This is a genomic window from Burkholderia sp. 9779_493, assembly GCF_015712215.1.
GTDB lineage: Bacteria > Pseudomonadota > Gammaproteobacteria > Burkholderiales > Burkholderiaceae > Burkholderia > Burkholderia cenocepacia.
The window spans coordinates 1-13,828 of sequence record NZ_JACCQA010000071.1 but is presented as its reverse complement, the minus strand read 5'-3'; the positions used below and the strand labels follow the sequence as shown (position 1 = coordinate 13,828).

11 protein-coding genes are annotated in these 13,828 nt (G+C 67.8%); 4 read left to right on the top strand and 7 right to left on the bottom strand.

Annotation, left to right across the window (positions count from 1 at the left end):
• Positions 1-217: 217 nt before the first annotated feature.
• Positions 218-1,141, bottom strand: coding sequence for a recombination-associated protein RdgC (locus H0X95_RS35040; protein ID WP_006494835.1), 924 nt, complete (start codon positions 1,139-1,141; stop codon positions 218-220).
• A 254-nt stretch (positions 1,142-1,395) separates the two neighbouring features.
• Here H0X95_RS35040 and H0X95_RS35035 point away from each other — a divergent pair, with 254 nt between their 5' ends.
• Positions 1,396-2,463 (top strand): hypothetical protein, encoded by a 1,068-nt coding sequence (locus H0X95_RS35035; protein ID WP_059722797.1) that lies wholly within the window; start codon positions 1,396-1,398, stop codon positions 2,461-2,463.
• 58 nt (positions 2,464-2,521) lie between these two features.
• Here the strand turns inward: H0X95_RS35035 and H0X95_RS35030 are convergent, their stop codons facing one another.
• From H0X95_RS35030 to H0X95_RS35020, 3 genes are all read right to left on the bottom strand, one after another.
• Positions 2,522-3,553 carry a succinylglutamate desuccinylase/aspartoacylase family protein gene (locus H0X95_RS35030; protein ID WP_006494837.1) on the bottom strand — a complete coding sequence of 344 codons (1,032 nt, stop codon included), beginning with the start codon at positions 3,551-3,553 and terminating at the stop codon, positions 2,522-2,524.
• A 247-nt stretch (positions 3,554-3,800) separates the two neighbouring features.
• Positions 3,801-4,076 (bottom strand): hypothetical protein, encoded by a 276-nt coding sequence (locus H0X95_RS35025; RefSeq protein WP_006483627.1) that lies wholly within the window; start codon positions 4,074-4,076, stop codon positions 3,801-3,803.
• Between the two features lie 253 nt (positions 4,077-4,329).
• The gene (locus H0X95_RS35020) at positions 4,330-5,880 is read right to left on the bottom strand and encodes a sensor domain-containing diguanylate cyclase (RefSeq protein ID WP_059722783.1); all 1,551 of its coding nucleotides are present in this window, start codon (positions 5,878-5,880) and stop codon (positions 4,330-4,332) included.
• A 465-nt stretch (positions 5,881-6,345) separates the two neighbouring features.
• Here H0X95_RS35020 and H0X95_RS35015 point away from each other — a divergent pair, with 465 nt between their 5' ends.
• The 3 genes from H0X95_RS35015 to H0X95_RS35005 are packed head-to-tail and all read left to right on the top strand — an operon-like array spanning position 6,346 to position 11,179.
• Positions 6,346-9,222: a xanthine dehydrogenase family protein molybdopterin-binding subunit gene (locus tag H0X95_RS35015; protein ID WP_059722785.1), complete on the top strand. Its 2,877-nt coding sequence runs from the start codon at positions 6,346-6,348 to the stop codon at positions 9,220-9,222.
• Positions 9,219-9,923, top strand: a complete 705-nt coding sequence (locus H0X95_RS35010) for a (2Fe-2S)-binding protein (protein ID WP_006483632.1) — start codon at positions 9,219-9,221, stop codon at positions 9,921-9,923. Before H0X95_RS35015 ends, H0X95_RS35010 begins: the two co-directional genes overlap by 4 nt.
• The gene (locus H0X95_RS35005; protein WP_059722787.1) at positions 9,920-11,179 is read left to right on the top strand and encodes a cytochrome c; all 1,260 of its coding nucleotides are present in this window, start codon (positions 9,920-9,922) and stop codon (positions 11,177-11,179) included. Before H0X95_RS35010 ends, H0X95_RS35005 begins: the two co-directional genes overlap by 4 nt.
• A 91-nt stretch (positions 11,180-11,270) precedes the next feature.
• On the opposite strand, the gene H0X95_RS35000 is transcribed toward H0X95_RS35005, so the two are convergent.
• The 3 genes from H0X95_RS35000 to H0X95_RS34990 all read right to left on the bottom strand — a co-directional run bounded on the left by H0X95_RS35000 (position 11,271) and on the right by H0X95_RS34990 (position 13,669).
• Complete coding sequence (locus H0X95_RS35000) at positions 11,271-11,423, bottom strand: hypothetical protein (protein WP_006494842.1); 153 nt, start codon at positions 11,421-11,423, stop codon at positions 11,271-11,273.
• A gap of 135 nt (positions 11,424-11,558) precedes the next feature.
• A complete protein-coding gene (gene pal, locus H0X95_RS34995) occupies positions 11,559-12,050 on the bottom strand; it encodes a peptidoglycan-associated lipoprotein Pal (protein WP_006492284.1) in 492 nt (163 codons plus the stop codon).
• A 407-nt stretch (positions 12,051-12,457) separates the two neighbouring features.
• Positions 12,458-13,669 carry a porin gene (locus H0X95_RS34990; RefSeq protein WP_080403578.1) on the bottom strand — a complete coding sequence of 404 codons (1,212 nt, stop codon included), beginning with the start codon at positions 13,667-13,669 and terminating at the stop codon, positions 12,458-12,460.
• Between the last annotated feature and the right edge of the window lie 159 nt (positions 13,670-13,828).

Below are 13,828 nucleotides of genomic sequence, written 5' to 3'. Positions count from 1 at the left end.
GGTGGGAGAGCCGTGCCCGTTTGCGGTGTGGACGACGGGGAAGGGCCGCCGTGGATTGGCGGGGTGTCGTCGTTTCGATCGCCTGCCGGTCATGCCTGATGCCGATGGGGGTAGGCTTTTCACGGCCGCGCCCCCGGCCGCGATCCGCCGCCATGATGGCGACGGTCCCCCTTGAATTGTCGCGTCGTCGCGCGGCGACGACCCTCGACGACGCTGTTCAGGCTGCTGCCGGCTGAGGAACCGAGTCCTGCCGATCCCCGCCCAGGATATCGACGAGACTGGTCAGCATCCGCGCCAATTCACCCGTCATCAGCGTGAAGTCGGAGTCGAAGCGCTCGTCGTCGTTCTGCGCGGTGGGGTCCGCCGCCTCCTTGATCACGTCGAGCGGCGTGACCCGCTTGATCGTCAGCGACGGAGTCAGCACGAACGAGATCCGGTCGTCCCAGGTCATCGCGAGGCGCATGCATTGTTTGCCGGCTTCGATGTGCCGGCGCATGTCGTTCGCTTCCAGCGCGTGGCCGACGTAGCGTACGGTGGCGCCGCCTTCGCCGCTCGAGCGCAACTCGGCGTCCTGGTCGACGGTGAATCCGCCCGGCGCGTCGCCGGACAGCAGCCAGTCCGTCATCGCGGCGACCGGCGAGCGCGCCACCTGAACGCCGGCGAGCGGCAATCCGTCGATCGATTTGACGAGCAGGCTGCGAACGTCGTCGGCGAGCGCCTGGGCCGCCGCATCGATGACGAGCCAGCCGTTCGCCGTATCGATCCACACGCGGGTATCGCGGCGAATGCTGAACGCGCGCGGCAGCAGTTCGTCGGTCACCTGTTCCTTGAGTTCGCGCAGTTGTTTCCGGCCGACCTTGAAGCCCTGTTGCTCTTCGAGTTCGAGCGCACGGGCCTTGGTGACCTGATTGACGACCGACGCCGGCAGCAGTTTCTTTTCGGCACGAAACACCAGCAGCATCTGCCGGTTGATCGAATACACGAGCGCGCCGTCGTCACGCGGCGACGCCCAGCCAACGCGCTGCATTTCGACGCTGCTGCCCGGCTGGAATGCGTGAGGCGCGAGCCATTTTTCCATCTGGTCGGCAGTAACGGCCCAGGGCGCGGGAAGACGGTGAAGCTGGAGATTCTTGAACCACATAGGCGTACGGGCAAAGCGCGTCATTCTATCTGACGGGGGCGATTGCCGGTCAGTGGCGGAGATTCGACGTCAATGTCGAGGGGACTTGTCCGCTAGCGCGAATGGGGGCCGACCGTTTAGGATCGGCATTCGGCATTCGGCATTCGGCATCAGCGCGGCGCCGCACGGCAACCGACGACAAAGAGAGCATCGACGGTTGCATCAAGATTGATACCAATGGAAACCATTCCAACAACAAGGAAGGAAAAACCATGATGACTTCCGGCGACGGCCTGACCAGCCCTGCGCGGCTCCTGCGACTCGCGTCATGGGTGATCGCGATCATCTTCGCCGTCTTTCTGAACATGCTCGGCAGTCTCGTGATTCGCGACATGGCGTTCGCGCCTCGGGGTGGTCCGCCGGTCATCGAGCAATTCGCCGACGCTCCGTTAAAAGCGCGGCTGGACGCGGCGCGGCGTCAGTTGCGGGCGCAGCGCGATGCGCTCGCCGAGAAGGTCGACACGATGGAAGTGGCGCGCGGCCGTGCCGCGAAGGCGTACGCGGCCGAAAAGGAAAGTTTCCGCAACTGGCTGGCCACTCGCGCGGTGACGGGAGACGGTGCGAGGGACTCGGACATCGTGGCGAGAACGCGCAAGCTGGATACGCTGCAGGCAGTGGTCGTCAACTGGCAGCATCAGATCGATGCGATCGGCGACCAGCAACGGGCGCTGGCATCGCAGCAGACGCAAGTCGACACGCAAATCGCCGAAGCGGACACAGCAGCCGAACGGCGCTTCGACGACGCGACCCGGCGCTACGAGATGCAGGTGTTCGGGCTGCGGCTGGCGCTGACGTTGCCGATACTGCTGATCGCGACCTGGCTGTTCATCCGCTACCGCAACGCGCGCTACTGGCCGTTCGTGTACGGTTTCGGCCTGTTTGCGCTGAGCGCGTTTTTCATTGAACTGGTGCCGTACCTGCCGAATTTCGGCGGCTATGTCCGGGTCCTCGTCGGCATCGTGCTCACGGTATTCGCCGGTCTTTACATGATGAAGGCGTTTCAGCGCTATGCCGAGCGCAAACGGCTCGAATTGCAGCAGGATCAGGGCGAACGCGCGCGCACGATCGGATACGAAAAAGCCGTCCGGTCGCTCGAAAAAAAGCGCTGCCCGTCATGCGACAAACAATGGAGTCTCGGTGGCAACGACTCCACGTTCTGCGTCCATTGCGGCTTGAGGCTTTTCAATGTGTGCGAATGCGGTGGCCGGAATTTCTTCTTCTTTCCGCATTGCCATCAATGCGGTGTTGCGCAGGGAAACGAATCGCCGGTGTCGTTCGACTGACGGTCGGCGTGTCCGCACTGGCAGCGTACGGCGGTCGTGAACGCGTCAGTCGGGTGCCTCACGCGATGACGCGCGGCGGCGTCGACGACTCCGCGAGCTGAAACAGGCAATCCCCGCGCCGCACCTGCGCCGGCACGCGCTTGCACACCACCTCGCCGTCGCCGTTGAACCGGTGCAGCACCGGTTCGCGCAACGGCGTATCGGGGAAATGCACCCACGCGGCCGGCTGCCCGGCCTTCACCTGGTCGCCGAGCTCGACGAGCGGCTCGTACAGCCCACGCTCGTACGCATAGACGAAATGGCGATCGCCGTCGACGCGCATGAAGCGCGTGACGGTCGGCGGCGCGTCGGGCACGAGCGCGCCGTGCAGCAACCCGATATAGCCGAGGTAATGCAGCAGTCCGTGGCGACCGAGCCGGATCAGCGACGGATCGGCCATCCCGGCGCCGCCGAGTTCGGTGACGATCGAGATCGCGCCTTGCCGGCGCGCGGCCGACGCCGAATGCACGGGATTCGGCGCGTGCAGCAATGCATTGTGCAATCCGAACGCGACCAGCAGCCCGTTGAGCTTCTCGGCTTCGTCGGCGTCGAGCGGATCGATCGCGAGCATGTTGCCGCCCTGGTACAGCAGCGAGCTGCCGCCCGAATGCAGGTCGACCAGATACTGCGCGCGCGACAGCAGCGCGTGCTCGATGTAGTGGGCGATCATCTGCGTCGGCGTGCCGGTCGGGTCGCCGGGAAAGCTGCGGTTCAGGTTGCCTTCGTCGAGCGGCGACACGCGCAGGCCCGCATCCGCCGCCGGGAAATTCGCCATCGGCAGCAGGATCAACTGCCCGCGGACCATGTCGGGTTCGATCTCGCGCATCAGTTGCGACACGATGATCTGGCCTTCGTACTCGTCGCCGTGGTTGCCGGCCATCACGAGCGCGACCGGGCCGTCGCCGTTGCGGATCGACGCGATCGGGATCGGCAGCCAGCCGTATGCGGAACGGTGCACGGAGTGCGGCAGCCGCAGGTAGCCCGCGTGCTTGCCTTGCGCGTCGAGATCGATTTCGCAGTGAATGGGGTTTCGAGCAGGGGAGGAAGTCATGGCAGCGTCGTTCGATGAACGGAATCTGCCATCTTATAGGGGAAACCGGCGCCGCGCGGCGCGGCGGGCGGGATCGGCCAGGCAGCGCGTGACCGCGGACGGGCGCACGGCCGTGTCTTGCCGGGACCATACGCGGGCGCGCGCGATGTTGCAGCGATGAAGCCATGCCGGCGCGCCGGCCGGCTGCATTGACGTGCCGGCTCTCGCGCCAGCCCGTGTCGTGACAGGGCCGGCGCGCGCGACGCGCTTACCGGCCGGATGTTTCAGCTTCGAGACGTCCTTCTTCCCACAGTGCCCAGAAACGGCTGCCGGCGCGATACGGATTCGCGCGTCGCGCGGCGTGATCGGCGACGCCCTGACGAAACGCGCCGTACAGCGTGAGCGGCGGATTGTCGATGCAGGCGGCTTCGCGCGCGGCCGGCATCCGGCGCTCGGACACGAGCCGGCGGATCAGCGATGCGCCGTCGATCACGGCCTGTTCGTCGATGATTTCGGTTCGTGCGAGCACGTCGACGGTATTCATGTTGGGCTCCCTGAAACGTTCTTTCCCCATCAAGGAGCAATAAGAGTGCCAGCCGCGAAATGCCGTGCCCGGCCTCGATCGTGCGGGCTTCTGCAGTCATCTTGCGGCGCGTCGGATGGCGATGTTACGGAACACGTCACGTGACACGCGAACGCACGGCGTCATGTGCGGACCGGCAAAGCGTTTCGGAATTGAATCGTCGGGAGAACGCAGCGGGCACGGAAAGTTGATGCGCGGCGTGCGCGTCACGGGCTCAGCTTGCGGTGGCCGGCGCCATGCGGCGGCTGCCGCTCGAATAGAAACAGTAGATGCCCTTGCCGGCCGACTTCGCGTCGTACAGCGCGCTGTCGGCTTGCCGGATCAGTTCGTCGGGCGAGCCGTGCCCGTCGTCGAGCGCGATGCCGATGCTGATGCCGATGCAGACGGTCTCGCCGTTCGACAACCCATACGGCGCCGAAATCTGCCGGATGATCCGCGCGGCGAGGATCGAGCACGCGTGCATCGTCGTGTCGTCGATCGCGACGACGAATTCGTCGCCGCCGATGCGAGCCGCGAGCTCGCCCGGCGGCAGCGTCTTGCCGAGCCGTTCGGCGACCTGCGTGAGCACTTCGTCGCCGGCCTGGTGGCCGAAGCGGTCGTTGATCGACTTGAAGCCGTCGAGGTCGAGATACATGATGGCGAACGCCGGGCTCGGCAGCCGCGGCCGGCGCGCGAGCATCCGCTTGAGCGCCGCGTGCAGCTCGTGGCGATTCGGCAAACCGGTCAGCGCGTCGTGCCGCGCGAGGTGCCGAATGTGCTGCTCGGTCTGGCGGCGCGCGGTGACGTCCTCGACGATGATCACCGCGTTGCCGTCCGGCACGCGGTGGCGCGTCAGTTCGAGCTGGCGGCCGTCGGCGAGCGCGATGTCCAACGGCGCGGGCTCGTTGCGGCTCAGCCAGCTGTCGCATTGCGCGGCGAGGCCGATGCCGCCGGGATCGGTCGCGGCGTTCGCGCCGAGTGCGGCGACCACGGCCGGCAGCGGCGTATCGAGCATGATCTCGCGCGGCGAGCCGAACAGTTGCGCGGTGCGCCGGTTCGCGACGATCACGCGGCTGTCGCCATCGATCATGCACAGGCCGTGCGGCATGTAGGTGAGGGCGGCGTCGAAGCGCGCGACCAGTTCGGCGTTGCGCTGGCGCGCGGCGATCAGCGCGACGAGCACGCGGTAGTGGCGCTGCACGACCGTGCGCATCGCCGCGAGATAGATCGCGAGCGGCGGCACCAGCAGCCATGCGCCCGCCCGCGGGGCCAGCAGCGCACCGACGCCGATCGGCAGCACGCCGAGCAGGACCTGCGTCATCGCGAGCCGCGGCAGCGCCGAATTGCGCGACGCGATCCCGCCGAACACGCCGCCCGCGACCATCACCGACAGCGTGCCCAGCTCGACGTCGGCCGCCTGCACGCAGCCCATCACGCCGAGGCCGAGCACGAAGCACGCGACGAGCGACACCGGCGCATAGCGCCTCGCCCAGTATTCGGCGCGATCGTCGCCGGCGTTGCGCCGCACCGTGTAGGCCCGTGCGATCGACAGGCGCGCGATGAGCAGGCCGACGTCGACGACGAGCCACGCGAGGCACCACAGCTGCTGCAGCCGGATCAGCGCGACGGCCGCGACGAAGCCGCTCGCGAGCCCGGACAGCGCCATCGGGCGCACGTCCTCGAACAGCGTGACGAGCATCGACGGACGCAGCGCGGCCGTCACGCGGTGGTTGCCGGAGGGGGGAGTGGCGAGAACGGAGTTCAGGAGAGACGCCCTGACTGCCATGGTCGTTGACCTCGACACGATGTCGGGATGGCTGGCGACGCCCGCACGGCACGTGGCGGACGCCCGGCCGAGCCGGATGCGCACGACATTACCATGAAAAACCGGCGGCGCGGGCCGCCCGACGGCGCCGCGCACCGCTTCGCGCGGTAGTCGTAAACCACGGTTGCGAGAGGCTTGCGGATTCGGCGGCGCGAAGGCAGCATCGTTGCGAACGGAACGATGTGCGGCGACCGGCAGGAGACGGGGGCAGCCTGCGTGGCGGCCGCCGGCCGCACGCGCACGGCCGGCGATTCGCGCCCGCGACCGCCCGCCGCAGCCCGGCTGAATCCCGTTATAAGAAATCCAATAAGTATTTCATGCGAGAAATACTATAGGCGATATATCAAAAACAATGCCAGAATGCGCGCCGCTCCGAACGCCGCGACACCCGATCGCCGTCCGAGCCGCATCAGGAGGTTCCCCCCAATGAAAAACCACGGCCTGTCACGGCGGGGTTTTCTGAAAGCCAGCGTGCTGGCGGGCGTCGCGGTGTATGTCGCGCCCATCGGCAGCCGCGCGTTCGCGGCGCTCTTCGAAGAAAAACTCCTCACCCCCGTCAAGTGGGATAGCGTCACCGGCATCCCCCAATTCCGCATCGACGGCATCGCGAAGGTCACGGGCTCGAAAGTGTTCGCCCGCGACGTGCGCGCCGCCGACATGCCGCACTGGCCGCAGCAGCAGTCGCACGCGCTGATCCTGCGCGTCACGCAGGCCGACCGCACGTACGAAGGTTTCGACCTGTCGCTGCTCGGCGACGAGCTGAAGCCGGACCGCGTGGTCACGGCCGACGATCTCGCGCGCGACGGCGTCGCGTTCCCGCCGTTCTACGGCGACGACATGCTGTTGCCGGCCGGCAAGACGCCCGCGTATCTCGGCCATGCGGTCGCGATCCTGATCTATCACGACTTCGCGCGCTTCCGCTTCGCGAAGAACGCGCTGAAGTTCCGCGACGACGTGATCCGCTACGGCGCGGTCACGGGCCCGCTCGAGCGCGATCCGTGGGGCACCTTCCGCTACGTGCGCGTGGGCGGCAAGACGGCCTATGACGACGACGTCTATTCGAGCCTGAAGGACGCGCCGATCTTCCCGAGCATGATGCGCAAGCACCTGCCGGTCTGGCCGGACGGCAAGGAGCATGGCAAGCTCGACGAGCAGGGCATGTTCCTCGCCGGGCAGATCGCCAGCGAGCTCGACCATCCGTCGGCCGACTGGCTCGTGTTCGACCGCGAATACAACACGCAGTCGGTCGATACGGCCGCGCTCGAACCCGACAACGCGAACTGCTGGTACGACGCCGCGACGCAATCGCTGCACCTCGTCGTGCCGACCCAGTCGCCGCTCGAAGTGTCGGAGAACGCGGCCGCGATGGTCGCGAAATGCCGCTTCCCGGTGAAGAAGCTGTTCGTGCACCCGTGCTACACGGTCGGCTACGGCTCGAAAGACCACTTCAACGTGCCGTTCTACGGCCTCGTCTGCGCGCTGTACGCGGACGGCCGCCCGGTGCGTTTCGCGAACGACCGCTACGAGCAGTTCCAGACGTCGCTGAAGCGTCACGCGTTCAAGATGCGTTACCGGATCGCGGTCGACCGCAACACGGGCCTGCTGCAGTCGTTCAAGGGCGACTTCGAGGCGAACGGCGGCGGTCGCTCGAACTTCTCGCCGTCGGTCGCGATGGTCGGCGCCACCGCCGCGCAATCGATCTACTACTTCCCGAAGAGCGACCTGGCGGCCGTCGCGATCGCGTCGCGCGCGATCGACGCCGGCTCCGCACGCGGCTACGGCACGCTGCAGAGCATGGCCGCCACCGAGATGGCGGTCGACGAGATCGCCGCGCAATTGAACATCGACCCGATCGACTTCCGTCTGCGCAACGCGCTGCGTTCGGGGATGAAGAACACGCAGGGCGCGATTCCCGCCGGCGCGCTGCGCGTCGACGAAGTGCTGGAGCGCGCGAAGCAGCATCCGCTGTGGACGCGTCGCGCCGCGCGCAAGGCCGAATTCGAGGCCGCGCATCCGGGCAAGCGCTACGGCGTCGGCTTCGCGTGCGTGCAGAAGGATTTCGGCACGGGCGCGGAAGCGTCGTTCGCGAAGGTCGAATTCGACGAGCACGGCAAGGTGTCGCTGCAGCACACCGCGGCCGAGATCGGCACCGGGATGTCGACGTCGCAGGCCGTCGCGGTCGCGAAATGGCTCGGCCGTCCGGCGACCGACGTGCGCGTGGCCGTGACCGAATGGCCGGACCTGCCGGTCGAGACGAGCGGCGACCCGTACCTGATGTCGCAGGCCGACCAGGACCGCCTGAGCGCGAACCCGCGCTGGTCGCCGGGCTATGCGTCGCCGTCGAGCGCGACGAACTCCGCGTACTACTTCACGCACAGCACGCGCGAAGCCGCGCGCGCCGTGTTCCGCTACGGGCTGTGGCCGGCCGCGATGTCGATCTGGACGCGCGGCCTCGGCGGCGGCCAGGCCGCGCCGTACACGATCCGCATCGAGGATGCACGCTGGGTCGACGGCAAGCTGACCGCCGACGGCCTCGAGCCGCTGACGTTCGAACAGCTCGCGAAGCAGGCGCATGCGCTCGGCCTGCCGACCGGCGCCGTCGTGCACGTGTTCAACCGCTGGCAGTGGACCGATGCGGAATTCGAGGTAGGTGGCGCGGTCGAGCGTCTGCCGATCGACGGGTTGTCGCTGCGGGTCGGCGCGCCGAAGACGGGCGATGATGGTCCGATCCCGGGCACCGCCGCGCCGGCCGGCGCGACCGCGCTGCGCGGCACGCTGCCGCCGACCGCGAACGGCTACCGCGTGCTGGACCGCAAGCGCGTGTTCATCCCGCCGACGAGCCGCAACAACGCGGCCGTCACGTATTACACGGCGGTCGGCACGCTCGTCGAGCTGGCCGTGCACGGAGCGACCGGCAAGGTCGAACTGCTCACGCACCATTCGATCATGGAATGCGGCAACCAGATTTCGCCGCAGCTCGTGTCGGGCCAGTTGCAGGGTGGTCTCGCGATGGGCATCGGCCATGCGCTGCACGAGTACCTGCCGCTTTACGAGGACGGCCCGGGCAACGGGACGTGGAACTTCAACCGTTACCAGCTGCCGCGCGCGTCCGACGTCGCCGTCTGGACGCAGACGGGCGACGTGCTGCCGCCGCTGTCCGAGACCGATCCGCCGAAGGGTGTCGCCGAAGTGGTGATGATCCCCGTCGTCGGCGCGATCGTGAACGGCATCGCGCACGCGATCGGCCATCGTTTCACCGATCTGCCGGTGACCCCGCAAAAGATTCAGGAGGTGCTCGCATGACGACCGCCCAAACCGCGGCTTCGGCCGCGAGCGCCAGCGTGGCTGCGACTGGCGCTTCCGCACCGGCGGCAACTTCGGCCGCATCGGCGTCCGTTCCCGCCGCCCCGGCTGCGCCGGCATCGGCCGCGGCCGCCGTCGAGCGTCCGCTCGTCCGGTTCCAGCAGAAACCGCTGTCGGTCAGGATCAACGGCAAGACCGTCGGCCCGATGCAGGTGCCGGAAGGGCTGATGATGATCGAGTTCCTGCACGAGTACGCGGGCCTCACCGGGTCGCGGCTCGGCTGCGGGCAGGGCATCTGCCATGCGTGCGTCGTGATCGTCGACCAGCCGGACGGCACGAGCGAGGAAATGCGCACCTGCATTACCGGCGCGCACTTCTTCCACGGCCGTTCGATCCGCACGATCGAAGGCCACGCGAAGCGCAACGAAGCCGGCGAAGTGGTCGAGCTGTCGCCGATCCAGCAGAAGTTCCTCGAGCACTTCAGCTTCCAGTGCGGCTACTGCACGCCGGGTTTCGTCAACGCGGCGACCGTGCTGATCGAACGCCTGAAGCGCGAGCCGATCGCGAAGGCCGACGTGGAACGCACGATCACCGACGCGCTCGACGCGCATCTCTGCCGTTGCACGGGCTATGTCCGCTACTACGAAGCCGTCAAGGACGTGGTGCTGACGACGCCGGGACTCGTGAAGGACGCCGCATGAACCGCACACTCGCTCATCGTGTCGCGCGGGCCGCGCGCCTGCCCGCGCTCGCAGCGGCCTGCGCGCTGCTGCTCGCCGCGTGCGGCGGCCACGACGCGCCGGCCTCGAACGCGGCGTCCGGCGCGCCCGGCGCCGACCCGGTCGCGCGCGGCCGCTATCTCGTGAAGGCCGCCGACTGCGCGGCGTGCCACACCGCGAAGGACGGCGCGCCGTTCGCCGGCGGCGCGGCGCTCGAATCGCCGTTCGGCACGTTCTACGGCTCGAACATCACGCCCGACAAGGATCACGGGATCGGCAACTGGAGCGCGGACGACTTCTATGCCGCGCTGCACGACGGCAAGGCGCCGGGCAAGCGCCTGTATCCGTCGATGCCGTACACGTCGTACCGGCAGCTCACGCGCGCCGATGCCGACGCGATGTTCGCGTACCTGAAGACGGTCAAGCCGGTCGCGCAGGAAAACCGCGCGCATGAACTCAAGTTCCCGTACAACCTGCGCTTCGGCATGGTCTTCTGGGACATGCTGTTCCTGAAGGACAGCCTGCCGGATGCGTCGACCGGGCAATCCGCCGACTGGCAGCGCGGCCGCTATCTCGCGGGCGCGCTCGGCCACTGCGCGGAATGCCACACGCCGCGCGCCTTCACGGGCCAGCTCGACGGCGCGAAGCCGTTCGCGGGGGCCGCGCTCGGCCGCGTGGCCGCGCCCGACATCACGCCGGCCGGCCTCGCCGCGCGCGGCTGGACGGGCACCGACCTGCAGACGTTCTTCGGCGTCGGCATCGCGCCGCAAGGCTCGGCGTTCGGCGAGATGTATCCGGTCGTGCACCTGAGCACGCAGTACCTGACGAAGGACGACCTGCGCGGACTGTCGGTGTACCTGCTCGGCGATACGCCGCCCGCGCCGCAACCGGTGAAGCCGGTATCGGCCGATGCCGCGCAACTGGCCGCCGGCCGCTCGGTGTATCTCGCGGTCTGCGCGGGCTGTCACGGTTTCAACGGCGAAGGCAAGCCGCACGTGGCGGTGCCGATGAACGGCAACTCGACGGTGCGCCAGGGCGATCCGCGCAACCTGCTGGTCGCGATGCTCGACGGCATCGACGAGCAGAAGTTCGCCGGTTTCGAAAACCTGCAGCCGATGCCGGGTTTCGCGAAAACGTTGAGCGACGACGAACTCGCGCAGCTCGCGAACTACCTGCGCGCGACGTGGGGCGGCCAGCCGGCGAACGTCACGCCGGCCGACGTGAAGGCGATGCGTTGAATCGCGCCCCGGGGCGGGGCGTCGCGCACGAGGCGGCCGGTTTCCGGTGCCCGTGCGCGATGCGCCGCCCCGTTTTCCTGACGGCGGCGCGTCAGTAGCCGCCGCCGCCTCCGCTACCTCCCGAGCCGCCATACCGGCTCATGCCGGGTCCTTGCGACACGCCGCTGCCCGACGACGTACAGCCCGCCGACAGCACGAGCACCAGCGCCGCGACGAGCGCCGCGGCCAACGTTGCCGATTTCATTGCAATCTCCTTGCAGCGCGCAGGCCACGGGAAAGGCGGTTCGCGTGAACCGCGCGTCTGCGCGATGAGAAGACGTTTCGGCGGCGCGTTTATTCCATGCTTTTTGCGTATCGCCGCCGCCGCGGCGACGCCGGATCAACGATAGACGAGATCGGCGCGGCGGTTCTGCGCCCACGCTTCCTCGTCGTGGCCGAGCGCGACCGGCTTTTCCTTGCCGAGGCTGACGGCCTCGAGTTGCGTGGCCGGCACGCCGAGCGTCTGAAGCGCGCTCGCCACGGCCTGCGAGCGGCGCTGGCCGAGCGCGAGGTTGTATTCGGACGTGCCGCGCTCGTCGGTGTTGCCCTGGATCAGCACGTGCCGCGCCGGGTGGCTGCGCAGGTAGTCGGCGTGCGCCTGCAGCAGCGACTGGAATTCGGGCTTCACGGAGTACTGGTCGAAATCGAAGTAGATGCTGCGCTTGGCGAGCGGGCTGTTCGGATTGTTCAGATCGTCGGCCGTCACCGTCGCGACGGTTTCGCTCGAGGGCTCCGGTGCCGCGCCGGCATTCTCGGGCGTTTTCGCCGCGTTGTGACAACCGGCCAGCAGTACGAAAGTTGCCAGGACCGCAATTCGGTTCATTTTGCTCATCGTTCGTCTCCAGCGGTTGACTGCGTTGAAAGCGTGGCTGCGTGCCGTCCGCACGCAGCTGTCCGGCCGCCATGGCGCGAAAGGTCCGGCTCCGTTGCCGTGATGCAGGCTCGTAAGCCGATGGTGCGCCAGATGAAAGAATGTTGCGACCGGAACGCCGAATCGCGGCGTCGCTGCAAACAGATTAGGAAAAATGTCACAACGTGACCAGTTTCTTCGCATTTTTTGCGCAAATGCGACAGTCGGGAGGCATTCTTGCTTCCGCGCGCCCGTACGCGATACCCGACGCCCGCCACAGCGAAAAGGCCGCGCACGGAGCGCGGCCTTTCTCGTGTCGATCACGGCGATCGGGTGACGGGTGACGTGCTCGTCGGATGCAGCCGGGCGGCCGCGGGACGCCGCATTCGTCAGAACTTGTGCCGCAGCCCGAGCGCGACGACGACCTGGTTGCTGTTCGCCGAAGGCGTCAAGGTCCAGACGGTCGCGTTGAACGCCGGATTGCCGTTGCCGCCGCTCACGCTCTGGTAAGTGCCTTCGAGATACGCATCCGTGCGCTTCGACAGCGCGTAGTCGGCCTGCGCGACGACCTGGTTCCATTTCGGACGCGTCTGGCCCGTGTGGGTGTCGAAGCGGCCCATCGTGTACGTGTATGCGGCGGCGACGCTCAACGCGCGCGTGACGAAGTAGCGTCCGTCGATCGAGAAGTTGTCGAACACCAGCGATTCGCCCTTCAGCGGCGCGATGTTGCCGCCCTGGAGCACGCCCGTCACGCCGTCGGTGGCCGAATGCGACCACGCGGCGCCGACCGAGTGCGGCCCGAACGCATACCGGCCGGCCAGGGCCCAGATCTGCTGGTTGCCGCCCGTGATCGTCGCGGAGCCGTCGACCGTGCTCAGCGCGCCGTCCGGGTTCGGCGCGTTGCGGTCGCGGCTGATCTTCAGGTAGCCGGCGCCGAGCTTCAGCGGCCCGTTCGCATACGACACGCCCGTGCTCCACACGGCATTGTTGGAGAACTGGCCGGCCGTGTTCGAGAAGCCGACCATCGCGCCGAACGTCAGCCCGCGAACCGTCGGGCTCGTATATTTCACCGCGTTGTTGATGCGCAGGTTGCGGTTCGAATCGTCGTTGTCGTACGGGTGGACGGCGAGGTTGCCGCCCCAGCCGGGGCCGGACGCGCCGAGCGGCGTCACGAAATCGAGGATCAGGTCGTACTGGCGGCCGAAGGAAAGCGTGCCGGCCGTCTTCGAGCTCACGCCGATCCACGCCTGGCGGCCGAACAGGTCGACGCCTTTCTGCGACAGCTTGCCGGTGGTGCCCGAGAAGCCGTTTTCGAGCGCGAAGACCGCGGCCATCCCGCCGCCGAGATCCTCGCGGCCGCGCAGCCCCCAGCGCGACGCATTCAGCGCGCCGCTCGTCATCGCGACGCTGCCGCCGCCGGGCGAGCCGGCGCCGCGCGTGCGCTGGTTGGTCGAGTAGGTGATCGACGTGTCGATCAGGCCGTACAGCGTCACGCTGCTCTGCGCATGCGCGACATTCGGCACGAAGCTGCTCAGGCAGGCGGCAATGACGGTCCCCGCGACGCGTGCGCCGGCCTGCGGGTTCATTTGGCAGGAATGCATAGGAGTTTTCTTGTTGTGGGTCCGGCCTGGCGGCCGATGGATCGAGCGGCCATTATTGGAGATCGTGCGGCGGTCGATTAAGGCGTTGCACAGGAAAGGTCCTGTGCGGAATCGCGCGGAATCGCGATGCGTCGACGGCGGGGGCGGCGGTCGGAAAGG